The sequence below is a fragment of the Microcoleus sp. AT3-D2 genome (genome assembly GCF_036705715.1).
In the GTDB taxonomy this organism is placed as follows: Bacteria; Cyanobacteriota; Cyanobacteriia; order Cyanobacteriales; family Microcoleaceae; genus Microcoleus.
Window position 1 is genome coordinate 1 of sequence record NZ_JAUBVE010000074.1, and the last position, 22,493, is coordinate 22,493.

24 protein-coding genes are annotated in these 22,493 nt (G+C 44.6%); 10 read left to right on the forward strand and 14 right to left on the reverse strand.

Features of this window, described 5'->3' with window-relative positions; all coding sequences use genetic code 11:
• Positions 1-166: 166 nt before the first annotated feature.
• Together priA and QUB44_RS24445 are read right to left on the reverse strand one after the other, a co-directional pair.
• Positions 167-2,728: a primosomal protein N' gene (gene priA, locus QUB44_RS24440; RefSeq protein WP_333371538.1), complete on the reverse strand. Its 2,562-nt coding sequence runs from the start codon at positions 2,726-2,728 to the stop codon at positions 167-169.
• Positions 2,729-2,807: 79 nt separating this feature from the next.
• Positions 2,808-3,878, reverse strand: a complete 1,071-nt coding sequence (locus QUB44_RS24445; protein ID WP_333371540.1) for an ATP-binding protein — start codon at positions 3,876-3,878, stop codon at positions 2,808-2,810.
• Between the two features lie 616 nt (positions 3,879-4,494).
• Here QUB44_RS24445 and QUB44_RS24450 point away from each other — a divergent pair.
• Entirely contained in the window at positions 4,495-5,439 is a 945-nt protein-coding gene (locus QUB44_RS24450) for a fused MFS/spermidine synthase (protein ID WP_333371542.1), read from the forward strand.
• 39 nt (positions 5,440-5,478) lie between these two features.
• Positions 5,479-5,649 (forward strand): YqaE/Pmp3 family membrane protein, encoded by a 171-nt coding sequence (locus QUB44_RS24455; protein ID WP_333371544.1) that lies wholly within the window; start codon positions 5,479-5,481, stop codon positions 5,647-5,649.
• A gap of 172 nt (positions 5,650-5,821) precedes the next feature.
• Here the strand turns inward: QUB44_RS24455 and QUB44_RS24460 are convergent, their stop codons facing one another.
• Complete coding sequence (locus tag QUB44_RS24460) at positions 5,822-7,132, reverse strand: lipid-A-disaccharide synthase (protein WP_333371545.1); 1,311 nt, start codon at positions 7,130-7,132, stop codon at positions 5,822-5,824.
• 36 nt (positions 7,133-7,168) lie between these two features.
• Between QUB44_RS24460 and QUB44_RS24465 the strand changes: the two genes are divergently transcribed.
• Positions 7,169-7,645, forward strand: a complete 477-nt coding sequence (locus tag QUB44_RS24465) for an ankyrin repeat domain-containing protein (protein WP_333371547.1) — start codon at positions 7,169-7,171, stop codon at positions 7,643-7,645.
• A 106-nt stretch (positions 7,646-7,751) separates the two neighbouring features.
• Here the strand turns inward: QUB44_RS24465 and QUB44_RS24470 are convergent, their stop codons facing one another.
• From QUB44_RS24470 to QUB44_RS24485, 4 genes are all read right to left on the reverse strand, one after another.
• Positions 7,752-8,801, reverse strand: coding sequence for a calcium-binding protein (locus tag QUB44_RS24470; protein ID WP_333371549.1), 1,050 nt, complete (start codon positions 8,799-8,801; stop codon positions 7,752-7,754).
• Between the two features lie 120 nt (positions 8,802-8,921).
• The gene (locus tag QUB44_RS24475; protein WP_333371551.1) at positions 8,922-9,971 is read right to left on the reverse strand and encodes a calcium-binding protein; all 1,050 of its coding nucleotides are present in this window, start codon (positions 9,969-9,971) and stop codon (positions 8,922-8,924) included.
• Positions 9,972-10,101: 130 nt separating this feature from the next.
• Positions 10,102-11,088, reverse strand: a complete 987-nt coding sequence (locus QUB44_RS24480; RefSeq protein ID WP_333371553.1) for a calcium-binding protein — start codon at positions 11,086-11,088, stop codon at positions 10,102-10,104.
• Positions 11,089-11,263: 175 nt separating this feature from the next.
• Positions 11,264-12,247, reverse strand: a complete 984-nt coding sequence (locus tag QUB44_RS24485) for a calcium-binding protein (RefSeq protein ID WP_333371555.1) — start codon at positions 12,245-12,247, stop codon at positions 11,264-11,266.
• A gap of 534 nt (positions 12,248-12,781) precedes the next feature.
• Here QUB44_RS24485 and QUB44_RS24490 point away from each other — a divergent pair.
• The 3 genes from QUB44_RS24490 to QUB44_RS24500 all read left to right on the forward strand — a co-directional run bounded on the left by QUB44_RS24490 (position 12,782) and on the right by QUB44_RS24500 (position 17,343).
• Entirely contained in the window at positions 12,782-16,777 is a 3,996-nt protein-coding gene (locus QUB44_RS24490) for a magnesium chelatase subunit H (protein ID WP_333371557.1), read from the forward strand.
• A 94-nt stretch (positions 16,778-16,871) separates the two neighbouring features.
• On the forward strand, positions 16,872-17,147 hold the full coding sequence (locus QUB44_RS24495; RefSeq protein WP_333371559.1) for a type II toxin-antitoxin system HicA family toxin: 276 nt from the start codon (positions 16,872-16,874) through the stop codon (positions 17,145-17,147).
• A complete protein-coding gene (locus QUB44_RS24500) occupies positions 17,137-17,343 on the forward strand; it encodes a type II toxin-antitoxin system HicB family antitoxin (protein ID WP_333253803.1) in 207 nt (68 codons plus the stop codon). The genes QUB44_RS24495 and QUB44_RS24500 overlap by 11 nt, the downstream gene beginning before the upstream one ends.
• A 22-nt stretch (positions 17,344-17,365) precedes the next feature.
• On the opposite strand, the gene QUB44_RS24505 is transcribed toward QUB44_RS24500, so the two are convergent.
• The gene (locus tag QUB44_RS24505; RefSeq protein ID WP_333371561.1) at positions 17,366-18,760 is read right to left on the reverse strand and encodes an ATP-binding protein; all 1,395 of its coding nucleotides are present in this window, start codon (positions 18,758-18,760) and stop codon (positions 17,366-17,368) included.
• A gap of 283 nt (positions 18,761-19,043) precedes the next feature.
• Here QUB44_RS24505 and QUB44_RS24510 point away from each other — a divergent pair, with 283 nt between their 5' ends.
• Together QUB44_RS24510 and QUB44_RS24515 are read left to right on the forward strand one after the other, a co-directional pair.
• Positions 19,044-19,226, forward strand: coding sequence for a hypothetical protein (locus QUB44_RS24510; RefSeq protein ID WP_333371563.1), 183 nt, complete (start codon positions 19,044-19,046; stop codon positions 19,224-19,226).
• A 164-nt stretch (positions 19,227-19,390) separates the two neighbouring features.
• Positions 19,391-20,059 (forward strand): GUN4 domain-containing protein, encoded by a 669-nt coding sequence (locus tag QUB44_RS24515; RefSeq protein ID WP_333371565.1) that lies wholly within the window; start codon positions 19,391-19,393, stop codon positions 20,057-20,059.
• A gap of 101 nt (positions 20,060-20,160) precedes the next feature.
• Here the strand turns inward: QUB44_RS24515 and QUB44_RS24520 are convergent, their stop codons facing one another.
• The 4 genes from QUB44_RS24520 to QUB44_RS24535 form a co-directional block, all read right to left on the reverse strand.
• Positions 20,161-20,388 carry a hypothetical protein gene (locus tag QUB44_RS24520; RefSeq protein ID WP_333371567.1) on the reverse strand — a complete coding sequence of 76 codons (228 nt, stop codon included), beginning with the start codon at positions 20,386-20,388 and terminating at the stop codon, positions 20,161-20,163.
• 101 nt (positions 20,389-20,489) lie between these two features.
• Positions 20,490-20,750 carry a type II toxin-antitoxin system RelE family toxin gene (locus QUB44_RS24525; RefSeq protein WP_333054057.1) on the reverse strand — a complete coding sequence of 87 codons (261 nt, stop codon included), beginning with the start codon at positions 20,748-20,750 and terminating at the stop codon, positions 20,490-20,492.
• Positions 20,750-20,965 carry a hypothetical protein gene (locus QUB44_RS24530; protein ID WP_333371569.1) on the reverse strand — a complete coding sequence of 72 codons (216 nt, stop codon included), beginning with the start codon at positions 20,963-20,965 and terminating at the stop codon, positions 20,750-20,752. Before QUB44_RS24530 ends, QUB44_RS24525 begins: the two co-directional genes overlap by 1 nt.
• 101 nt (positions 20,966-21,066) lie before the next feature.
• Positions 21,067-21,288, reverse strand: coding sequence for a hypothetical protein (locus QUB44_RS24535; protein ID WP_333371571.1), 222 nt, complete (start codon positions 21,286-21,288; stop codon positions 21,067-21,069).
• Between the two features lie 137 nt (positions 21,289-21,425).
• Between QUB44_RS24535 and QUB44_RS24540 the strand changes: the two genes are divergently transcribed.
• Together QUB44_RS24540 and QUB44_RS24545 are read left to right on the forward strand one after the other, a co-directional pair.
• On the forward strand, positions 21,426-21,710 hold the full coding sequence (locus QUB44_RS24540) for a BrnT family toxin (RefSeq protein ID WP_332945908.1): 285 nt from the start codon (positions 21,426-21,428) through the stop codon (positions 21,708-21,710).
• A complete protein-coding gene (locus QUB44_RS24545; protein WP_333166088.1) occupies positions 21,685-21,942 on the forward strand; it encodes a BrnA antitoxin family protein in 258 nt (85 codons plus the stop codon). The genes QUB44_RS24540 and QUB44_RS24545 overlap by 26 nt, the downstream gene beginning before the upstream one ends.
• A 38-nt stretch (positions 21,943-21,980) precedes the next feature.
• On the opposite strand, the gene QUB44_RS24550 is transcribed toward QUB44_RS24545, so the two are convergent.
• Positions 21,981-22,277 (reverse strand): type II toxin-antitoxin system RelE family toxin, encoded by a 297-nt coding sequence (locus QUB44_RS24550; RefSeq protein ID WP_242719033.1) that lies wholly within the window; start codon positions 22,275-22,277, stop codon positions 21,981-21,983.
• Positions 22,252-22,482: a hypothetical protein gene (locus tag QUB44_RS24555; RefSeq protein WP_333314250.1), complete on the reverse strand. Its 231-nt coding sequence runs from the start codon at positions 22,480-22,482 to the stop codon at positions 22,252-22,254. Before QUB44_RS24555 ends, QUB44_RS24550 begins: the two co-directional genes overlap by 26 nt.
• Between the last annotated feature and the right edge of the window lie 11 nt (positions 22,483-22,493).

Consider the following 22,493-nt stretch of genomic DNA (forward strand, 5'->3'; position numbering starts at 1 on the left):
CCCTCATTCTCTCCTGGCGCGGTGGCTCTAGTTCTTCTTTTGCCACCGTTCTCATCTTTGGTTAGTCTAAACTACAGCTTTTAAGATACAAGGGGCTGGTTTTACCAACAATATTTGAGGCTGACAAACAATCTAGAAAAACCCGCCCCCACCCAACCAATAACCCTCAACCAAAATTCAACGGATCGACATCAATAGTTAAACTAACAGAACGCGGCGTGCGATCGCGCAATCCGATCAAATCCGACAAATCCACCGACTCATCCAAAGGCAACTTCAGCAAAATCTGCCATCGATAGCGATTTGCCACCCGCATAATCGCCGCAGGTGCAGGCCCCAACAACTCACACCCCGGTACAGACAATCGCTCAATATACTCCTGACAAACAGACGCCAATTGTACCGCCGTCACCGCCACTTCCGCCGCATCTACACTGCTCAATCGCAACAAAATCAGCCGCCCCGAAGGAGGATAATTCAGCGCCGCTCTTTCTGCTAATTCTGTTTCCACAAAACCTGCATATTCGTGCCGCCTAACTGCTTGAATAACCCGATGTTCGGGAGTGTAAGTTTGAATAATTACCCGCCCCGGATCCTCGCCTCTGCCCGCACGGCCCGCGACTTGAGTTAATGTTTGAAAAGCTCGTTCGCTTGCCCGATAATCGGATAAGTTCAGCAACCCGTCAGCCGACACAACTCCCACCAATGTGACTCCAGCTAAATCTAACCCTTTCGTCAGCATTTGCGTACCCAACAAAATATCAGCTTCCCCATTGGCAAATTGCGTTAACAATCTGCGGTGGTCGCCCTTATTTCTAGTCGTATCGCTGTCAAACCGGATTGCCCGCAATTCTGGAAACAATCTCGTTAATTCCTGTTCGACTCGCTGAGTGCCGCTACCAAAGTTTTTGAAGTAAGGAGAACTGCATTCCGGGCAGTTTTGGGGGTGTCGTTCCGTATGGTTGCAGTAGTGACATCGCAATATTTCTGCGGTTCCTTCGCCGACGTGGTGATAAGACAGGGAAACATCGCAATTCGGGCATTCCATCACATAGCCGCAACTCCGACAAGAGACAAAGGTACTGTGTCCTCTTCTGTGAATAAACAGGATACCTTGCTGTTGTCTTGCTTGCAATTGTTCCAGCGCGTTTTGCAGGGAAGCACTGAAAATTGAGCGGTTTCCTTGCCGCAATTCTTGGCGCATATCGACTATTTCCACAGGCGGCATCGGGCGGGAATAAATGCGATCGGGCAATGATAAATAATGGATAGTTGGTAATGAGTAATAATCTCGGCGCGTCCCGACAAAAGTCTCTAAAGCTGGCGTTGCGGAACCTAAAATTAAGGGACAATTTTCTAATTCGGCGCGCCATTTGGCAACGGTGCGGGCATGGTAGCAGGGGGCTGGTTGGTCTTGTTTGAAGCTGCTGTCGTGTTCTTCATCGAGGATAATTAAGCCGAGGTGAGGTAAAGGCGCAAAAATGGCCGATCGCGTGCCGATGACAATTTGCGGGGTTCCAGTCAGCATCTGACGCCATGTATCGTAACGTTCGCCGTCGGATAGGGCGCTGTGGTACACGCAAATTTGCTCGCCAAAACGGGCTCGGAATCGATCGGTAAGTTGCGGTGTGAGGCCGATTTCGGGAACGAGTACGAGGGCGGATTTGCCGCTGGCTAAGATTGGGGCGATCGCCTGCAAATACACTTCGGTTTTCCCGGAACCTGTAACGCCGTGCAGCAGCACTTGACGGAATCCCGAAAAAGAGTTAATAAACGCTAAAGCTTCTGCTTGAAAATGAGTTAAAGTTTTGGGTGAATCGGGCAATTGAGAAATTCCGCGATCGCCCCTGAGAACTTCCCTTTGATCGATGACAACGCTACCTTTTTGTTCCAAATTTTTGACAACAGAAGAACTCGCGCTGCAAATTCTCAGCAAATCGTTCATCCACATTTCACCGCCGCCACGCCGCAAAACTTCCAATACTTCTTGTTGCCGCTTGGTTAAATCTGTGACAAATGCACTAGCAATTAATGTCACTGCCGGTTTTAGTTGTGGTTTGGGAGGATGGGGAGGTTCTAAATAACTTTCTACCCAACCGCGTTTCAATAAATCTTTCAATCCCCGATAACTTCCCTTGACTTGGCGCTGGAGGTATTGCCAAGTGTAATCGCCGTTTTTTTGAGCTTGCAGCAATTGCAAAATTTGACTAGCGGCGGGATTGAGAAATGTTTCGGCATTCGGAGAAATTGCGTCCTTAATTAAGCGAATTCGGCGCACGGAACGGCTTAACAAACCGGGCGGCAGCGAGGCTCTAATTACTTGAATTAAAGGTGTGCAATAATAGGTGGCAGTGCGATCGAGTAATTCCCAGTAATTAGGCGGGAAAAAGCCCGTACTGACAACATCTTCGACATCTTTAACCCGCGCCGGATCTAAGTCTGGCGGCAGTTGAGAAATGAACCGAATCGCGATCGCCCCTACCTGTTGACTGCCAAAGGGTACACTCAAAATATCCCCTGGTTGCACGGTAAGTTCCGCAGGTAAACGATAAGTAAATAATTTGTTTTCCTCCCCAGGAGAGTCCCCCGCAACCCTGAAAGGAGAGTCCACCAATACCTCGATCCACTCTGCCCGCACGGTGGGGCGCTGTGGCGGTTCGCTGCTGCCGTAGGATGCCCCGGCCTCTGCCGCTATAGGGGTTGACAAACCAAAAGTGACAGTAGACATAGGGTTGCACATCAAACTAGGAGGAGCCGCGGTCAAAGGGAGTTTTCATTATCCCTCAGTTTAGCTCGATCGATCGATCTTAGTGGCCGGAATTGGCGATCGGAATCTCGATCACCAATTCAGTCCCTTCTCCAATTGCGGAGATGCACTCCAACCTCCCGCCGTGTTTGTCCACAACAATCTGATAGCTAATTGATAATCCCAAACCCGTCCCGTGACCAACTTGTTTGGTGGTAAAAAAGGGATCGAAAATTTTAGTTTTTACAGATTCATTCATTCCCAGACCATTATCTTTGATGCTAATTCTTGCCCCATTTTCGGAAATAATAGAAGTAGTAATTGTCATCTGGATAGGGTTTGCTTCTATCTCGTCCAGTGACGAATTTTGCTCTCGCTCCCGCAGGGAATCCACAGCATTATTAATGATGTTCATAAACACCTGATTTAATTGCCCAGCATAACACTCTACCTTGGGCAAAGATCCATAATTTTTAATAACTTTTATAGCCGAATGACCTGGTTTTTGTTTAGTTAAATGCTGCAAAATTAACAAAGTGCTGTCAATCCCTTCATGAATGTTAACAGGTTTCTTTTCGCCTTCATCTACCCGCGCAAAGTTGCGTAAAGTCAACACAATTTCGCGGATGCGCTCGGAGCCAACTTTCATTGACGAAAGAGTTTTCAACAAATCTTCGCGCAGAAAGTCGATGTCAATTTTTTCCAGAAAAGCTTCAATCTCTGCATCTGTTTCGGGATACCTATCCTGGTACATTGCTAGCAATGTTAAAATGTCGCCAGCGTAGTCATTGACATAGGTAATATTGCCGTAGATGAAGTTGACGGGATTGTTGATTTCGTGGGCAATACCAGCTACCAAAATGCCCAAAGCCGACATTTTTTCGGCTTCGATCAATTTGAGCTGCGTTGTTTGCTGGTTTAAGAGAGCTTTTTCTAGTGTAGACATTCTTGCTTTTAAAATATTTTCGGAATCTCTAAATTCCTCAGTGAGCTTTTTTAGCAAAGATTCTTTTTTTTGATTAAGGGCTTGTAATTGGCTGCGTTCGGTTTTCGATTTTTCGAGTTTTTCCCGCAGGAGTCGATTTTGCTTTTCCAGCTCTTTGATTCTGTTGTCCCAGTCGGTTGCTTCCATCGGCTATTATTTTGAACCTAAAAATAGTGTCAGAACATTTTTATTAGAAAATTTAGTTGCACCCTTTACATAGTTAGAATCTCGGTGTACATCGCCTAGCCAATTTTGTCCGAAAATTTCAACAGTTCCTTGATTTGGGTCGATATAAAAATCTTATCTAAGATACATTCACAATGTCAACATATTAATAACAACTCTGGTTAAAACCGATCGCTACTTTTATTCCCCCCTCTCGCATTTGCGGGTTTTTCATCGGATTGTTGATAAATAAGCTGGCCGATCGCAAACTTATCAAGGCGGGCCCAGTGCGAAAAATTGTCCGATTCAGACAACCTTTGTACAAAACCCGTGGGCAATGCAAAGGGGAAATATTAAATGTGAGTGCGATCGACTCCGGGGGCGACGGGAAAAGTGCGATCGGCTGGGCGCGCGAGATCCCACAAGGAATCTCAAGTATTAAGCAAATTAGTCTCTCCCAAAACGCAATCACACTATACCATTGCTGAGAAATCTCACTGCAATGTGTCGATCGTACTCACACACCCGCACCATTGTGTGCTAATAACTACTACTTGTGACAACATCGACACAGCAGTTTATATTTGGAGAGTAATTGATGTCAGGTAGCGAAGTTCGTGCAGACTTTTGGATGAGCGAGTACATTACCCCTTGGGATATTTACGTTCACGGCATCATCGCAGTGCTCGCTTACAAGAAAACAGCCTATCAAGAAATGTACGTAGTTCAGACCGGTACCTACGGCAAAGGCTTAGTTTTGGACGGTAAGTGGCAATCTTGTACAGGCGACGAGTTTCTGTACCACGAACCCCTGGTGCACCCAGCCATGATTTGTCACGGTTCACCCAAAAAAGTCCTCGTTCTCGGCGGCGGAGAAGGAGCTACAATTAGAGAAGTGCTGCGCTGGAAAACAGTTGAAAAAGTCGTGATGATCGACATTGACGGCGAAGTAGTAGAAGCTTGCCGCGAACACCTGCCTGAAATGCACCAAAATGCCTTTGACGACCCCCGCTGCGAAGTAGTAATCGGCGATGCTTTGGACTATTTAGATAAAACTGACAATGATTGGGATATTGTCATTTCTGACTTGTCCGATCCCATTGAAGAAGGCCCATCTTTCCAATTGTTTACCAAGGAGTATTTTGAGAAAGTTCGCAAGGTAATGTCGCCTAACGGATATTTCGTAGTGCAAGCGGGCCCCGTTTCTCCAGCAGAAATGAAAATGCACGCTCGCATTGTAAATACCCTGAAATCTGTTTTCCCCAACGTTCAATCCTGCACCAGCTTTATTTCTACTTATGGAGCTCCTTGGGGTTTCGCCATAGCTTCTAATCAAGAAATAAATACGCGGCCCGAACCCGAAGTTACTGATAAATTACTCGCCGAGAAAACAACTGGCGGGTTGCGGATGTTAGACGGAATTACACTGTTGGGGTTGATGCAGCTTCCCGGTCACTTACGGCAGGTAATCGCCGCTGAAACCGAAGTCTACACTATGGCAGCACCGCCTAAATTTTTCGGGAAAGGCTCGGTTGGTCAGTGAAGTTAAATTGAAAGAGAAAACTCGTTTGGAGTAACTGAGATGAGCAATTTAATTCGCCTACTCGCTGCAATATTTGTTCCCCCTCTGGGCGTATTTTTGACTGTCGGCATTGGTACTGATTTTTGGATCAACCTGGTTCTAACTTGTTTTTTCTGGTTTCCGGGTATGATCCACGCCATTTGGGTGATTGCTAAGCACGATCGAGCTTAATCTCCTGTAGGGGCGGGTTCACCAGCAATAATTGCCAAAAACCGACAATCTCAAAAACTCGCCCCCACCCAACTAATAGCCTGTATCAACCTTTATTTATAAAATACTGGAATAATGCAGATTGAGATTTACCGTTGGGTGGGGGCGGGTTTATTTAGATTATGAATTACAGTCAGAGATTGTTGGTGAACCCGCCCCTACGAGGTTTTATTGATGATTGCACCTCAATTTCTTCACAAACCAATTCAGCAATTTTTTTCGCCGCCCCCGCTTCTCCTCGAACCGCACGCAAACGATCGCCCATTTGTGCTAATTTATCAGGATGGCTCAAATAGTCGATCGCCAATTGAGCAATTACTTCCGGTTCCAGCTTCCCAATTAACTCCGGCACAATCTCCTCCTGTGCCCAAATATTCGGCCAAGCATAAAGCTTTCCCTTTCCCAATTGCCAGATTAGCCAATTAATCGCCGTAGCAAAAGCTGAACCGACTAACGGCAAATTTGCCAGCAATCCCGGCAGTCCGTCCCACGCTTTCATCGCATCCAATTGCTGCGTCGGAATCAAAACAATCATCGGTACAGCTAACGAACCCAATTCCGCAGTATTCGCTCCCACAGTAGTTAAACACAGGCTGCATTCTGATAGCAAATCGTAGGCGGGCGTCTGCGTCCAAAGTTCTACTTGCAAGTTATTTTCTGTCTGCAAAAACGGCCGTTCTGTTAACTGAAGTTCGGCGCTAGCGTTCTCAAATAAATGCAGGCAAGGATTTTGTTTGGGGTCGGCAAAACGTGCTAGAGTTTGCACATCTAAGGTAGGAGCAACGGGAATTACAAAGCGAGTTTCAGGGCGAAGGCGATGGATAGATTGGGCGATCGACAAACATAACGGTACACCTAAAGCTAATTTGGCAGCTTTAGAACCGGGCAACAATCCAATTAATTCTTTTTTTGTACGAGGCAGAGCCTCTGGATATGCGTTTCCAGGCACAGCCTGGGAACGAGCTACTTCCGCAATTAAATCTCCGACAACTGTAAATTTATTAGCATATTTTTGGGGAATTTTAGCAAAAACTTCTGGTTTCATCGCCGCAAATTTATCAATCCAGCGATACCACCGCGCGTCCCATTCAGCATAAATAACAGTGCGATATTTAAGTCTTTTGCCAATAACAACCGTAAAAAATTGATCGCCGCCTAAAAATAAAACAACTCCTGTTTCGTGCCAATCCCAATTTTCAGCAGTTTTGCCCGACAATAAGAATGGAAAAAAATGCTCCGGTGCTTGCACTCTGTCCACTTCTGGGTAGGAACAGGCGATTTGCGCTTCTTTCCCGGTGGCGTGCGGACAGGGGGACAGCACCACAGAGATTCGCGCTTGAGTGCCCGTCTTTCCCAATTGCTGGCGCAAAGCTTGCACGACGGGACGCACCCAAGTTGCCAATTCTCCGGGGCCGTTAGAGAGGATTAAAATATCTACTGCCATAGGATTTAAGATTTGAAAGGATGCAAGGGAGATTTTATGACAGATTTAATTAATGCCGTCAAGACGGGTGATGTTGCGGCTGTAGAAAGTGCGATCAAACAGTGTGCAGATATCAATGCCAAAGATGAGGAAGGTGCGACGGCTTTGACGACTGCGGCTGAGGCTGGCAATTCGGCGATCGTCAAAAGATTGCTGGCGGCTGGTGCGGATGTCAACAGTCACGACAATGACGGGTGGACGCCGTTAATGAGTGCCGCTGCTGCCGGACATACCGAGATTGTACAGCTTTTGCTGGAGGCGGGAGCGGATGTGAATGCTAAAACTAATTTTGGTTTGACGGCTTTGATGAGTGCAGCAGGTAGCGGGCGCACTCAAGTTGTGGAATTTTTAATCGATAAAGGAGCTGATATCAAAGCGTATGATAATAATACTTGGACTGCGTTAATTTGGGCGTCTTCGGAGGGCCACAAAGATGCGGTTGAGGTTTTGAAAAAGGCGCGCGATCGCCATTAAAGACTTAGCAACCGGGTTTATTCGATAAATCCGGTTTCTGGAGCGTACAATTAATTATCGCACTCCCCAGTAGCAATCAGGCAAATCCCCAATAGCTTCGAGATTTCTACCCAAGTAAAAATCTAGTAACTCTAGATTCTGGTAATAAATTCAACTTGAGATTTCCGCCGCCTTCAATAACAGCGATCGTGTCAAACGGAGCCGTTCCGGGAACAGCGAGGAGTGAAGCATTGTATTGGATAGCTAAATCTCGATTGTTGTTGATGGGCAATATCAAGTATTGATCTGAGAAAGGTAAAAAGCCATCTCCTAGCACGATGCTATCCTGACCTTTTGTAAAATTCCGAATTGTCGCAAAACCCGGCCCGATATAGAATTTTTCGGTTCCGGGCGCAGAACTTTTACCGCCTTCTATAAGGTCTCCGAGTACGAATATATCGCGGCCGCTACCGCCAATGAGAGTATCGAATTCATTGCTGCCGTCACCTTCATACACTCGGCCTTCGCCAAAGCCATTACCTGTACGTAAACCTACTTCAACTCCAATTAATTCGCTATTCCCCACCCCAGGACCGGTAATGATGTCATTCCCAGGAGTTCCGACAAAAGTCGCAGAGCGGCTTGGATCGTTTTTGCCAAAATTGAAGTAGTGTTCGCGACCGGTTTTCAATGCTCCCGATTCGACAAAAGGCCGAACATCGGGATTTTTTTGTAAGTATTCTGTTTCAAAGAATGAAGTCCCAAACTGACCGTCTTTGAGGCCGAATTGAATGAAATGCTGGTAGCCGTTTTTAAAAGTTCCATTCTCAATAAACGGCTGCAACTGTTGGTTATTTGCTACATAAAACGCTTCGTCATACTCAGGCGATACGCGAGTGCGACCTTCTTCGTAACCATATTGGATAAAGTGGTCTAGCCCGGTCGCAAAAGGTGCATTTTGGTTGTTGGGAGTGCGGACTAAGGCAGCAATATCTGGGTTGCCAGCGAGGTAAGTAGCTTCGTCAAAATACCGCGATACTTTAGTTAAGCCGCCGGCTTGACCGTATTTTTCAAAGTGTTCTTGTCCAGATTTGATAACTCCTGTGTCAATTGCTGGCTTGACCCAAGGATATTGAGAAAGGTAGTATTTTTCGTCAAAAATTGCGTAACTAGCCATGTTTTATTCCTGCGGCTTTAATGAGCTGTTTAGGCAATTTATCAATAATCCAGAACTGAGACAATTACCTGATCGGGTGATTTTACCCAACAGTCAAATCTCACTTAAGCTTTATGCTTTCTAGCCGAGGAAAGTGAGACCGACTGGAGGACTAAATGGATTTATCATCCCAGTCGGTTGCAGAGTTAGACTTGCTCCGCCCTGAATTCTGGCAAGTGTATCTCCAGATTTTTGAATTAATAAGTCCGCCCCTGATGGAAATATACTCAGTTCATTAACGGTTTCCACCAACTGAATAAAATCTTTTCCTTTTTCAAAATTGACAATCCTGGCCTCCCCACTGCCCGTATAGAAATCTACCCGGCTGAGCAAACTACGTCGGTTGTTGGGAACACCATCTCCGATCACGAAGTAATCAATGCCAGAAGTGCCAATCAATGTATCGAATTCAGTAGTAGTCAGGAAAGGCTCTCTCGTGATGTCATCCAATTTCAAAGCGTCATACTTATTCTTATTAATGCCAAAAGGTGGATTGGGGCCGGCGAAAGCTACTTGCATTCCGATAATTTGATTTTTTCCCGCTGTAAATCCAGTGACGATATCATTACCGTTGGTTCCTGTAAAAAATCCGTATCGATTTGACTCAAATTGCCCAAATTTTAGATAGTGTTCTCGACCAGTTTTTAAACCTCCAGCCTCCACAACTGCCGCCACATCTGGGTTATCTCCCAAGTAACGTGGTTCAAAGAAACTTGTCCCGTACCTACCTTCTGTTTTTCCGAATTGGATAAAGTGTTGAAAGCCGGATTTAAAAATTCCGTTCTGCACGAAGGGAGTTATTTCCGGGTGGCGCTTTAAATAAAAAACTTCGTCGTAGTCAGGCGATACTCGCGTGCGGCCTTCTTCGTAACCAAACTGGATAAAGTGGTCTAAACCTGAAGCAAAGGGTCGGTTTTGGTTGTTGGCGGTGCGAACAAATGGTGTAATATCTTGATTTTGAGCTAGATATGTATCTTCGTCAAAATACCGCGATATTTTGGTGAGGCCGGCGGCTTGACCAAATTTTTCAAAGTGTTCTCTTCCAGATTTGATGATTCCTGCATCAATGGCTGGTTTCAGCCACGGATATTGCGAAAGGTAGTATTGTTCGTCGAAAATATCGTAATTCATAGTTGGCTGTTTAAAGTAAAGTGCGATCGTACTTTTTTATAGAACCATCGCCCACCACCAATAAAAAATCATTAATCATCAGTATTAGCTCATGACTAATGACTAATGACTAATGACTAATGACCAATGACTATCCAATCAAGAAAGTACCGTTACCGTTAGATTGTTGGAAGCTCAAATTCAAACTAGCTCCTCCTTCAATCACGCCGAGCACAAATTCAAAAGCCTCGATTGATAAATTATTGCCAATGGGAATCAAGTCGTAGCTGGTTAAAGAAGTTCCTTGCAGTAGAATCAAGTCCTGTCCTGCTTTGAAGTTCCGAATAGTAGCTTCACCGTTACCCAAATAGAGCGGGAACGAGCTGAAATTCCCGCCTGTAGGAAGAGGAGGTGTGAGTACGAATGTATCAACTCCCGGGCCACCAATCAAGACATCAAACTCATTGAGTCCAGAGCTTTCAAACTGCCGATTGCCTCGGGGATCGATACCTACATCCACTCCAATCAGTTCCGTATTCCCCACGCCAATGCCTGTGATAACATCGTTGCCGGAAGTTCCGACAAAAGTAGCAGACCGGCTTGGCTCATTTTTACCAAAATTGAAGTAGTGTTCCCGGCCCGTTCTCAAGGCTCCAGAGTTGACAAAGGGTACAATGTCAGGGTTTTTCTTTAAGTATTCGGGTTCAAAAAAAGAAGTCCCAAACCGACCTTCTTTGACGCCGAATTGAATGAAATGCTGGTATCCAGATTTGAAAGTTCCGTTCAGAACGAAAGGACGAAGGTCTGAATTATTTGCTAAATAAAAATTTTCGTTGTACTCAGGCGATACTTGGGTGTGGCGAGTTCCTTCATCGTAACCGAACTGAATAAAGTGATCTAAGCCTGTAGCAAAAGGAGCGTTTGGATTGCTAGGAGTGCGGACAAAGGGTTGGAGGTCTGGATTTCCCTCAAGGTAAGTATCTTCGTCAAAATACCGCGATATTTTGGTGAGGCCGGCGGCTTGACCAAATTTTTCAAATTGTTCTCTCCCGGATTTGATGATTCCTGCATCAATGGCCGGTTTCAGCCACGGATATTGCGAAAGGTAGTATTGTTCGTCGAAGATATCGTAATTCATCGTTGCTGTTTTAATAATGTAAAGTACGATCGTACTTTTTTATAGAACCATCGCCCACCACCAATAAAAAATCATTAATCATCAGCATTAGCTAATGACTAATGACTAATGACTAATGACTAATGACTAATGACTAATGACCAATGACTAATGACTAATGACCAATGACCAATGACTATCCAATCAAGAAAGTACCGTTACCATTAGATTCTTGGAAAGTCAAACCCAAGGTTGCTCCTCCTTCAATCACGCCGAGCACATCTCCAAAACGCTGGATTGACAAATTGTTGCCAACCGGAGTCAGGCTGTAGCCGTTTAAAGAAGTTCCTTGCAGTTGGATAAAATCGCTTTCGATGTCGAAGTTGCGAATCGTAGCTTGACCGTTACCCAAATACAGCGGTGTCGGGGTGACATTCCCGGCTGTAGGAGGAACTCCGAGTACAAATGTATTAGTTCCTGGTGCACCAATTAGGACATCGAATTCATTGGTGCCAAAGCTTTCATATTGCCGGTTGCCTTGGGGATCTATTCCTACTTCCACTCCCACAAGTTCGACATCGCCCACGCCAACACCAGTTAAAACATCGTTGGTACGGGTGCCGACAAAAGTCGCGTCGCGGGCCGGCTCAAATTGTCCAAAATTGAAGAAGTGTTCGCGGCCGGTTTTCAAGTTTCCAGAGTTGACAAACGGCACGATGTCGGGGTTTTCTTTTAAGTATTCCGGCTCAAAAAATGAAGTCCCAAACCGACCTTCTTTGGACCCGAATTGAATGAAATGGTCGAAGCCGGATTTGAAAGTTCCGTTCTGAACGAACGGTTGGAGTTCAGAGTTGTTTGCTAAATAAAAGGTTTCGTTGTATTCGGGTGATACTTGGGTGCGGCGCTGTCCTTCATCGTAACCGAACTGGATAAAGTGATCGAGGCCGGTCGCAAAAGGCGCGTTTGGGTTTACTGTGCGGACGAAGGGTGCGAGATCTGGATTCCCAGCAAGGTAAGCATTTTCGTCAAAATAACGCGATACTTTAGTTAGACCGCCTTCTCGCCCAAATTTTTCAAAGTGCTCTCTCCCAGATGAGATGACTCCTGCGTCAATGGCTGGTTTGACCCAAGGATATGAGGCGAGGTAGAATTGTTCGTCGAAAATTGCGTAGTTAGCCATGTTTTCCCCCTAAAGTTTTGATGAGTTTGAGATTCTATAGCAATTAGTTTTCCATGAACTCGATCGCCGATCAGGAATTTACACAAAACAGACTTTATGAAATGGTTTTAAGTTCCTGGTAAAATATCAATTTTTGTGACTCAGCAATTATCGAAGGCTCGATTCTGCCTTCCGAAATTATGCCTTTTTCCCCTCAGTTAATTGAGCGATCGCCAGTTTGATCAATTCTACAAAACTTGGAACTTTTTTCAGGATTCCTTTCTCAATCCTGGGTTAATTTTTAATTATTTTCATCCAATCCATTAATCGTATACACAAAATATATATTTTGTCAAGTAACTTTTTGTAAATAAAATATGGAGTATTTGCTCAAGGAATTTATAAAAAAATGTAACGAAAATTTGACCTAAATTTGTCGAATTGTGTCATGTGCAGGCTCAAATCGCCTAATGGCAAGCGTTTTCTGGTAAAAATGCTTATGGGATAAAAAAATTCCCGATTCCCGAAAACAGCATCTTAAAGGAGCCTAACCGGATGTTCACTCACGTCAAGCCCACCATTCGCCACGTTGTGCCGGAAAACTTGCAGGGGCGATCGCTCATGAAGGTGGTCTATGTCGTACTAGAACCGCAGTATCAAAGCGCCCTGTCGGCAGCGGTTCGATCGATCAATCAGAAAAATCCGAATTTGGCAATAGAAATCAGTGGCTACCTGATCGAGGAACTCCGCAGCCCGGAAAATTACGAGGCCTTCAAGCGGGATGTGGCGGATGCCAATGTATTTATTGCTTCTCTAATTTTCATCGAAGATTTGGCAGAAAAAGTGGTAGCGGCAGTTGAACCGCTGCGCGACAGCTTGGATGTCGCCGTCGTCTTCCCGTCGATGCCGGGGGTGATGCGACTAAATAAAATGGGTAGTTTCTCGATGGCACAGTTGGGACAAAGCAAAAGTGCGATCGGCGAATTCATGAAAAAACGGAAGGAAAAATCCGGGAGTTCCTTCCAAGACGGAATGCTGAAACTGCTGCAAACTTTGCCGAAAGTGCTGAAATATTTGCCCATCGACAAAGCCCAAGATGCCCGCAACTTCATGCTGAGTTTCCAGTATTGGCTGGGGGGTTCCCAAGAAAACTTGGAAAACTTCCTGCTGATGCTGTCACATAAATATGTATTCAAAGGCCAGGAACAGCTAAGTTTTCAAGATCCCGTTGTCTACCCGGATATGGGAATTTGGCATCCTTTGGCACCGTCGATGTTTGAGGATGTAAAAGGATATCTCACCTGGTACAACGCCCGCAAAGATATTTCGGCAGATCTCAAAGACCCCCTCGCACCTTGCATCGGCTTGGTGTTGCAGCGGACTCACTTAGTCACGGGAGATGACGCGCACTATGTAGCAATGGTGCAGGAATTGGAGGCAATGGGGGCGCGGGTGGTGCCGATTTTTGCCGGCGGTTTGGACTTCTCGAAACCAGTCGAGACTTTTTTCTTGGAAGTTGGAACCAAAGGTGTTGCGCCACTGCCGATCGTTGATGCGGTGGTTTCTCTGACTGGTTTTGCGCTGGTGGGCGGCCCGGCGAAACAAGATCACCCGAAGGCGATCGAGACTTTGAAAAAGCTAAACTGCCCTTACATGGTGGCTTTGCCGCTGGTTTTCCAAACGACGGAAGAGTGGGAAAATAGCGATTTAGGCTTGCACCCGATTCAAGTTGCTTTGCAAATTGCCATTCCCGAGTTGGATGGCGCGATCGAACCGATTATTTTGTCGGGAAGAGACGGCGCAACTGGCAAGGCGATCGCCCTGCAAGATAGAATCGAAGCAATTTCCCAGCGCGCCATGAAGTGGGCAATGCTGCGCCGCAAACCAAAATTAGATAAAAAAGTTGCCATCACAGTTTTCAGTTTCCCGCCGGACAAAGGCAACGTCGGAACAGCCGCTTATTTGGACGTTTTCGGCTCGATTTACCAAGTATTGAAAGCCTTAAAAGGCAACGGTTACGACTTGCCAGAATTGCCGGATTCCGCCGAAAAACTGATGCAAGAAGTCATCCACGACGCAACAGCCCAATACCAAACTCCGGAATTAAATGTTGCTTACCGGATGTCGGTAGCTGAATACGAAGAATTCACTCCTTACTCGGAACGCTTGCAAGAAAACTGGGGCCCGCCTCCGGGACATTTGAACAGCGACGGACAAAATTTGCTGATTTTCGGCAAACATTTTGGCAATGTGTTTATCGGAGTGCAACCTACTTTTGGATACGAAGGCGATCCGATGCGGTTGTTATTCTCTCGTTCCGCCAGCCCGCACCACGGTTTTGCTGCTTACTACACTTATTTGGAGCGCATTTGGGGTGCGGATGCGGTGCTGCACTTTGGCACTCACGGTTCGCTAGAATTCATGCCCGGTAAGCAGATGGGAATGTCTGGGGAATGTTATCCCGACAGTTTGATCGGCAAAATTCCCAATATCTATTATTACGCCGCCAACAATCCCAGCGAGGCAACAATTGCTAAGCGCCGCAGTTATGCTGAAACAATTAGCTATCTGACTCCTCCGGCAGAAAATGCTGGTTTGTACAAAGGTTTGCAGGAACTCAGCGAGTTAATTGCTTCTTATCAAACTTTGAAAGAGACTGGGCGCGGTGTGCCGATTGTTGATGCGATCGTCGAAAAATGCCGTTTGGTGAATTTGGACAAAGATATCGCCCTACCTCCGGAACAAGAAAGAGGGGTTGCTGCGGGAATGACTGCGGAGGAACGCGACAATTTAGTTGGCTTGGTTTACCGCAAGTTGATGGAGATTGAGTCGCGGTTGTTACCTTGCGGTTTGCACGTTATCGGTAAGCCGCCGACTGCGGAAGAGGCGATCGCAACTTTGGTGAATATCGCCAATTTAGACCGCGAAGAAGACGGGCTGATCAGCTTGCCGCGGATTATTGCTAACAGTCTCGGACGCGATATCGGCGAAATTTACACTAACAGCGACAAAGGCATTTTAACTGATGTCGAATTGCTGCAAAACATCACCTTGGCCTGTCGGGATGCCGTTGGCGCTTTGGTGAAGGAACAAACCGACGCTGAGGGTAGAGTTTCCCTTGTTTCTAAGTTGAATTTCTTCAACATGGGCAAGAAAACACCTTGGGTTGAAGCCTTGCACGCTGCAGGTTACAAAAAAATCGATCCAGAACCGATTAAACCGCTGTTTGAGTATCTGGAATTCTGCTTGCAGCAAGTTTGTGCCGATAACGAATTGGGCGCTTTGTTGCGGGCGTTAGAAGGCGAGTATGTTCTGCCTGGCCCCGGTGGCGATCCGATTCGCAACCCGGATGTTTTGCCGACTGGCAAGAATATGCACGCTTTGGACCCGCAGTCAATCCCTACAACGGGGGCGGTTAAGTCTGCTAAGGTTGTAGTCGATCGGCTGTTAGAAAGACAGCGCGTTGATAACGGCGGAAATTACCCAGAAACGATCGCCGTTGTGTTGTGGGGAACCGACAACATCAAGACTTACGGTGAATCCCTCGCCCAAGTAATGTGGATGGTGGGAGTGAAGCCAGTACCCGACGCATTGGGCCGGGTAAACAAACTCGAATTGCTTTCTTTAGAAGAGTTGGGACGCCCTCGGATCGACGTAGTAATTAACTGTTCCGGCGTATTCCGCGACTTGTTCATCAACCAAATGAATTTGTTAGATAAAGCCGTGAAAATGGCAGCGGAAGCCGACGAACCGTTAGAGATGAACTTCGTCCGCAAACACGCCCTGAAGCAAGCCGAAGAAATGGGAATAAACCTGCGACAAGCAGCAACCCGGGTATTTTCCAATGCCTCCGGTTCCTATTCATCTAACATCAACTTGGCGGTGGAAAACAGCACTTGGGAAAGCGAAGCCGAGTTGCAGGAAATGTACTTAACTCGCAAATCCTTCGCCTTTTCTTCCGACAATCCGGGAACAATGGAACAAGACCGGAAGATTTTTGAATCCTCCTTGAAAACTGCGGAAGTGACATTCCAGAACTTGGATTCTGCCGAGATTTCCCTAACCGACGTGTCGCACTATTTCGACTCCGATCCGACTAAATTGATCGGCAGTTTGCGCGCAGATGGGAAGCAACCGACATCCTTTGTTGCTGATACAACGACAGCCAACGCGCAGGTGCGGACGCTATCAGAAACCGTGCGTTTAGATTCGCGGACTAAGCTGCTGAATCCAAAGTGGTACGAGGGGATGTTGTCGCACGGTTATGAAGGCGTGCGGGAGATTTCTAAGCGTCTGGTGAATACGACTGGATGGAGTGCGACGGCGGGCGCTGTGGATAATTGGGTGTATGAGGATGTCAACACTACGTTTATCCAAGATGAGGAGATGCAAAAGCGTTTGCTTAACTTAAATCCTCATTCTTTCCGCAAGATAGTCAGCACTTTGCTTGAGGTGAATGGCCGGGGTTATTGGGAAACTTCGGAGAACAATTTGGACAGGTTGCGTGAACTTTATCAGGAGGTCGAAGACCGGATTGAGGGAGTAGAATAAGGTTCCCAAATTAGTTTAAAATGGTGTAGGGCGTAGCTTATACCCCTGCACTATTTTTAGACTACTAAAGCAAAGACTATAATGAAAATAATTAATGACTCAAATAAACAAACTCCTCGCCAAGCTGATGGTTGGTGCATCCGATGCTAATTTTTCCTTTAGCGATTTATGTCAAATACTCCAGATTTTAAGATTTGAGGTAAGAATTAATGGTAGTCACCATATTTTCAGCAAGGAGGGAGTCGCAGAAATTCTCAACCTCCAACCCCAAAAAGCAGATAAATCAAAAGCTAAAGCTTATCAAGTAAAGCAAGTTCGTGCAGTAATTTTGAAATATAAATTGGTTAACCAAGATGATAATGAAGTATGAAGTAATCATTTACTGGAGTGATGAAGACCAGGCATTTATTGCCGAAGTACCAGAATTGCCAGGATGTGCTGCGGATGGGGAAACTTATCAAGAAGCATTGCAAAATCTAGAGATTATTATGCAGGAGTGGGTTGAGACTGCTCGGCAATTAGGGCGATCGATCCCTCAACCTAAAGGTAGATTAATGTTCGCATAAGGGAGCAAGGTTCCCGCCCTTTTTAATTCGATCTGTTAGAAAGATACTGAGTTTTCACATACTGTTTCAACACGGGATTCAAACTAAACAAAGTTATCTTTTCCCGTTCTACAGCATCCAATAAAAACCGATTTCCAAGAGATCGCACTGCATTGACTATTTCTGACGGCGAAAATTGTATTTTGTTGAAAATTTGCGACACAGCAAGGGGTTCAGGTTGATTAGCCAGGTGAACCATCACTGCTAATTCTGCCGGAGTCAAACGCCCAAAAGGTTGAGATAACTGAGATTGCAACCCTTCATCTAAAATCGGCATCTCGCAGTGCAAAAACTCAGAAACTCTTCCCCCAAACAACTCTCGAATCAGCGTTGCAGTGAACTCCAACCACAGAGGATTGCCTTGATAAATGTCAATCAAAGTTGACCATGTTTCCTCATCAGATAACTTTTGTGAGTTCAAAATTTCTTTAGCTGCTTCTCCTAAACTTCCCAATACCAAACATCGCACGGGATGATGATATTTTGATAATCTGGCAATTTCTCTGGGTTTTTCCCAACTATTCAATATCAAACAACTTTGATGACAAACTTCGGCAATAAGTTTAAAAAATAACTGATAATCTTCATATCCAGTTTTATATTGTCCCGCTAGTTGTCCGCTGCCCAAAAGCATCTGTACATCATCGAGGACAATCAGACATCGGTTTTTTCGCAGGTAATCGAGGATTTGGGCAATTTTGGTTTCGATGTTTTGGGAAATTTCTGATTGTTGGGAAAAGATTTGCAGGAGGTTGGTGAGGGTTGCGTCTAGGGTTGGGGAAAAGCGCAGGCTGCGATAGATGACGTAATCGAATTGGGTTTTGATGCGATCGATTAGGGCCAGGGAGAGGGTTGTTTTGCCGATGCCGCTGATTCCGAGGAGGGCGATGAGGCGAGTGCGATCCTGGGTTATCCAGTTTTCGAGGGTGGAGAGTTCGGAAGTGCGATCGAAAAAGGTGAATATTTCGGGTGAGTCGCCTAAGTCTATGTGGAGTTGGGTTGGAGTTTGTTGGGGGTTTTGAGCTTCTGTTGGACTTCTCGCCCTTTCTTGACAAACATTGAGGTTATTATTAACTGTTACATTCTCGCTTCCAATAGTTGGTGAAAAATTAGTATAAAATTTTGCCCTTTCTAGTATTGCTCTAACATTTACTTTACTAACTTCTTCGCCGAAGACATCTGATAGTATCTTCCATAATTCAGAAGCAGCAACCCTAACATACCCTTCACTACAATCGCGGTCTTGCGCTACTCTTGTTGCATATTTTCTACCTTGCAGCACTTCTTTTAAAATAGCTTCTTGCAGGTCGTCTAAGTGCTTTCCTGTTGTGGAAAAAACTTTTTCATCTGCAAATCTTAAGACTTCGTTAAGCTCCATAGAGCGCGTCTGGGGTAATTTTTAGTTATTATAACTTATTTTTTATAACTTTTTAGATAACAAAATATAACATTTTCTAAAGTGAGTGGGGGGCGATGATCCAAAGTGGTCATTGTATGATTTTTGGAGTGGAGGTTGGTTGCACTGAGGGCGATCGTGCTACATCCGTTATTGTGGATATTTTGGGCATTTGCGGGGTGTCTGGGGTCAGTCCCGACAGTTCCGAATTACACGACTTAGAATTTCGCACATTATGTAGATTATACCTGACTAGGAGTCAACAATGGCTAAAGATAAAATTGGTGAAGTTAAAACGCCATCCGGTTCTACATACTATGTTTATTGGGACAAAGGTACTGGCGAAGTATATGTTGGCAGTGAGTCTGCTGGTAAAGCCGACTCAAAGGGTGAGGCTTTGCGTAAAGCTGACTACTACGCAACTACGCTTAAAAAATTGAAGGATTGATTGAAAAAAGTTGCGATCGCCCACATTTACAGGAAAAGTTAAAGGTTGGGCGATCGCTCTCTCGGATCTACTATGCGGTAGTGGGAAAGATGAGAGAGGGCGCAAGGGCCATCATTTCTTAAGCTCTCCGTTATATATAAAATATTTGTCGATAAGGATTGATAATGATGACATTAATTCTAATTGTAATTGTGATTGCCACTATTGCTTACTTTGTCTTAGTTAATAAAAATGAAAATCAAACTCCTAGCCTTCCTAATCGTAATGAAATAAGATCCCCGACCATTGATGAAAGTCAACTGAATGACGATCTGAGTTCAGCAGTAGGGATAGATTATCGAAACCTGCGGCATTGTCTAGCAGTTAAAGATTTTGAATCCGCTAATAAGGAAACTAAATCTCTTTTTGAAAAAATTTCCTCTATAGACCTTAAGCTAATGGATCCCGATCCTCAAAAAAGGAAAATACCAAGAATTCCTTGCACAGATATATGTACTATAGACAGGCTGTGGGTCAAATACAGCGAAGGACGTTTTGGTTTTAGTGTTCAATTTATGATTTGGTCGGATATTTATCTTCGTCTTTACAATGAGAAAAAAGAATTTAACAGGCGAGAAAAAATTGAAAGTAGCGACGACGAACTTAACTTCTCCGCTCAGTTGGATTCCATGCGTAAATTCTATGACATAATAGGATGGGAAAAGGATTCTCGTCTAATTTATCAAGAGTCAGCACCAGAGGGTCATTTACCCCACATATTTTGGCATAGTCATCCATTTCATTACTTTACTATGGTAAACGTGTTTGAGCGACTTATGAGCTGTCGTAAGTAGAAAAAAAGATACCTAGGCTCAGTCAACACATCGCCCAACTTAATCAAATGGATTCAACATTCTTAACCCATCAACGCGCTTAAAATCCTCAGCATTGCGAGTTACCAAGACACTTCTCTAAGTTGCAACTGGAATTCCAAAGCATCCACACGATACGGCAAAAAACCTCGCCATCTCTTTAAATTTTTTCTCGGCAATCTTTCACTACTACCCTCAGTCTGGCTTGTTACCCGATCGCGAATCAATGCTGACAATACTTCTAAAAGCTGCTGTTGCTCGTCAGGAGTGAGACTTTGAGCCTGACTCAGTACCTCGCTATAAGTAGACATAGGCTTTATGTTGAGATTTTTGGGCTGATTGTTATTATAGCAATTTAGGATCGAAGGAATGGCGATCGCCCTTATTTTCCCAAAGTACGATCGCACTTCAGTTAATCATAAATTTCTCTCCTGTGTCCAATCTGGTGAATAGTAATCACCTTTAAATCATCATCAAAAGAATAAATTACCCGATAATCACCCACTCTTAACTTAAAGAAACCTGCCAGATTAGCCGACAACGGCATAGGAGTAATTTGTTCAAAATTTTCAGCCAACCAATTGATTTTATTACCTATACGCTCCTGCACAGCCTGAGTCAATCTTTCTTGGTTAACCAGAGCTTCTGCAGTCAACTCAACCGAATAGCTCATTACGATTTCATGCCAAGTTTTTGATAAACTTCCCCAGGTTCGACGCTACTTTTTCCTGCTTGTTTGCGCTTCATTGAATCTAACAATTTCTGCTTGACTTCTTCCTTAACTTCTAAACCTGCATCAGGATCGCCCAAATATTCTTCTAAACACTGTTCCACGGTATGCCGAATTAAGTCCCGCAATTGGTCAACTGTCATGTCTTTGACTTGCATCTTAATCTCCTAGTCTGTGGGATTATCAATAAATAATAGCAACTTTAGTATTGAACAAATGAATCAGGATGTTGGTATCGAGAAGATATTTATTAATCATCCTATTCTTCTCTAAGTTGCAACTGGAATTCCAAAGCATCCACACGATACGGCAAAAAACCTCGCCATCTCTTTAAATTTTTCCTGGGCAATCTTTCACTGCTACCCTCAGTCTGGGTTGTTACCCGATCGCGCATCAAAGCTGACAATACTTCTAAAAGCTGCTGTTGCTCATCAGGAGTAAGATTTTGAGCCTGACTCAGTACCTCGCTATAAGTAGACATAGGCTTTATGTTGAGATTTTTGGGCTGATTGTCATTATAGCAATTTAGGATCGAGGGAAGTACGATCGCCCTTTTTTCCTAAAGTGCGATCCGGTTATGCTATATTATAAGTAGATACGTTTTGTATATACACTATCATGCAGTTTGAATGGGATGAAAATAAAAACGCCCAAAACCTCAAAAAACATGGCATTAGCTTTGAAGAAGCTCAAGAAATCTTTGACGGAATCGTTTTTAATGCCATTGATGAGCGTTTCGACTACGGAGAAATCCGAGAAATCAGTATTGGTGCCATACAAGGTGTCGTTATCGTTACCGTAGCGCATACTGAAAGAAATGGAGCTATCCGCATCATCTCTGCAAGAAAAGCCACTCGTCAAGAAAAAAATACCTACTATGACTATCTCGCGCAAACGACTTGAAGAATTAGAAAATATTCCAGAATCTGCGATCGATACCTCTGATATTCCTGAATTAGATGCGAATTTTTGGGCAAAAGCAAAACTCGTAACACCACTGACAAAACAAGCTATTTCTTTAAGAGTTGATAGCGATGTATTAGATTGGTTTAAAAGCCAAGGAAAAGGTTATCAATCTCTAATGAATGCTGTGCTGCGCTCTTATGTTGAACATCACATAAAAAGCAGTGAATAAATAAATGTACGATCGCCCTTTTCTTCCCAAAGTACGCCCTAATACACTTCACGACGATGAGCAATAACAGTCACAACCACACGCTTTTGCTCATCATCAATGTCATAAACTACCCGATAATCTCCAACGCGATAGCGATAGTATCCAGCTAATTCGCCTTTGAGTTGCTTAATATTTGGATGACTGCGAGGGTCAGTTTTCAACATCTCAAAACATCTATCTAGCTTGCGTTGTAAAGAAGCTGATGCTTCTTCAAAAAACTCCTGAGCATCAAAGCTAAGAACGACTGAATAAAACTTTAGACTTTCATCAGTATTTTCGTTTGAGTTGCTCAACTGAAGTCACCTTACCTGCTGCTACATCTTTTTGGGCTTTATTAAATACTTCAAGAAAACCGGGAATTTTTAATAATTCCACCGTAGCTTCATTGCTTTCACGTTCTGCTAAATAAGCTAAGAAATCAGCCACAACGATCAGCCGTTCAGGAGATAAGCGATCTATGGATTGCTTAAGATTCTGGCGAAGTTCTTGAGTTTTCATAGTTCATAGCT

Bases quoted from the DNA above. Each gene is read 5' to 3' on its own strand.
- QUB44_RS24530 (WP_333371569.1), bottom strand. From the start codon at position 20,965: ATGCAAGTCAAAGACATGACAGTTGACCAATTGCGGGACTTAATTCGG.
- QUB44_RS24525 (WP_333054057.1), bottom strand. From the start codon at position 20,750: ATGAGCTATTCGGTTGAGTTGACTGCAGAAGCTCTGGTTAACCAAGAA.
- QUB44_RS24520 (WP_333371567.1), bottom strand. From the start codon at position 20,388: ATGTCTACTTATAGCGAGGTACTGAGTCAGGCTCAAAGTCTCACTCCT.
- QUB44_RS24475 (WP_333371551.1), bottom strand. From the start codon at position 9,971: ATGAATTACGATATTTTCGACGAACAATACTACCTTTCGCAATATCCG.
- QUB44_RS24460 (WP_333371545.1), bottom strand. From the start codon at position 7,132: ATGGCAGTAGATATTTTAATCCTCTCTAACGGCCCCGGAGAATTGGCA.
- QUB44_RS24480 (WP_333371553.1), bottom strand. From the start codon at position 11,088: ATGAATTACGATATCTTCGACGAACAATACTACCTTTCGCAATATCCG.
- QUB44_RS24495 (WP_333371559.1), top strand. From the start codon at position 16,872: ATGACTCAAATAAACAAACTCCTCGCCAAGCTGATGGTTGGTGCATCC.
- QUB44_RS24535 (WP_333371571.1), bottom strand. From the start codon at position 21,288: ATGTCTACTTATAGCGAGGTACTGAGTCAGGCTCAAAATCTTACTCCT.
- QUB44_RS24470 (WP_333371549.1), bottom strand. From the start codon at position 8,801: ATGGCTAGTTACGCAATTTTTGACGAAAAATACTACCTTTCTCAATAT.
- QUB44_RS24545 (WP_333166088.1), top strand. From the start codon at position 21,685: ATGACTATCTCGCGCAAACGACTTGAAGAATTAGAAAATATTCCAGAA.
- QUB44_RS24465 (WP_333371547.1), top strand. From the start codon at position 7,169: ATGACAGATTTAATTAATGCCGTCAAGACGGGTGATGTTGCGGCTGTA.
- QUB44_RS24450 (WP_333371542.1), top strand. From the start codon at position 4,495: ATGTCAGGTAGCGAAGTTCGTGCAGACTTTTGGATGAGCGAGTACATT.
- QUB44_RS24515 (WP_333371565.1), top strand. From the start codon at position 19,391: ATGATGACATTAATTCTAATTGTAATTGTGATTGCCACTATTGCTTAC.
- QUB44_RS24505 (WP_333371561.1), bottom strand. From the start codon at position 18,760: ATGGAGCTTAACGAAGTCTTAAGATTTGCAGATGAAAAAGTTTTTTCC.
- QUB44_RS24445 (WP_333371540.1), bottom strand. From the start codon at position 3,878: ATGGAAGCAACCGACTGGGACAACAGAATCAAAGAGCTGGAAAAGCAA.
- QUB44_RS24485 (WP_333371555.1), bottom strand. From the start codon at position 12,247: ATGGCTAACTACGCAATTTTCGACGAACAATTCTACCTCGCCTCATAT.
- QUB44_RS24455 (WP_333371544.1), top strand. From the start codon at position 5,479: ATGAGCAATTTAATTCGCCTACTCGCTGCAATATTTGTTCCCCCTCTG.
- priA (WP_333371538.1), bottom strand. From the start codon at position 2,728: ATGTCTACTGTCACTTTTGGTTTGTCAACCCCTATAGCGGCAGAGGCC.
- QUB44_RS24500 (WP_333253803.1), top strand. From the start codon at position 17,137: ATGAAGTATGAAGTAATCATTTACTGGAGTGATGAAGACCAGGCATTT.
- QUB44_RS24490 (WP_333371557.1), top strand. From the start codon at position 12,782: ATGTTCACTCACGTCAAGCCCACCATTCGCCACGTTGTGCCGGAAAAC.
- QUB44_RS24510 (WP_333371563.1), top strand. From the start codon at position 19,044: ATGGCTAAAGATAAAATTGGTGAAGTTAAAACGCCATCCGGTTCTACA.
- QUB44_RS24555 (WP_333314250.1), bottom strand. From the start codon at position 22,482: ATGAAAACTCAAGAACTTCGCCAGAATCTTAAGCAATCCATAGATCGC.
- QUB44_RS24540 (WP_332945908.1), top strand. From the start codon at position 21,426: ATGCAGTTTGAATGGGATGAAAATAAAAACGCCCAAAACCTCAAAAAA.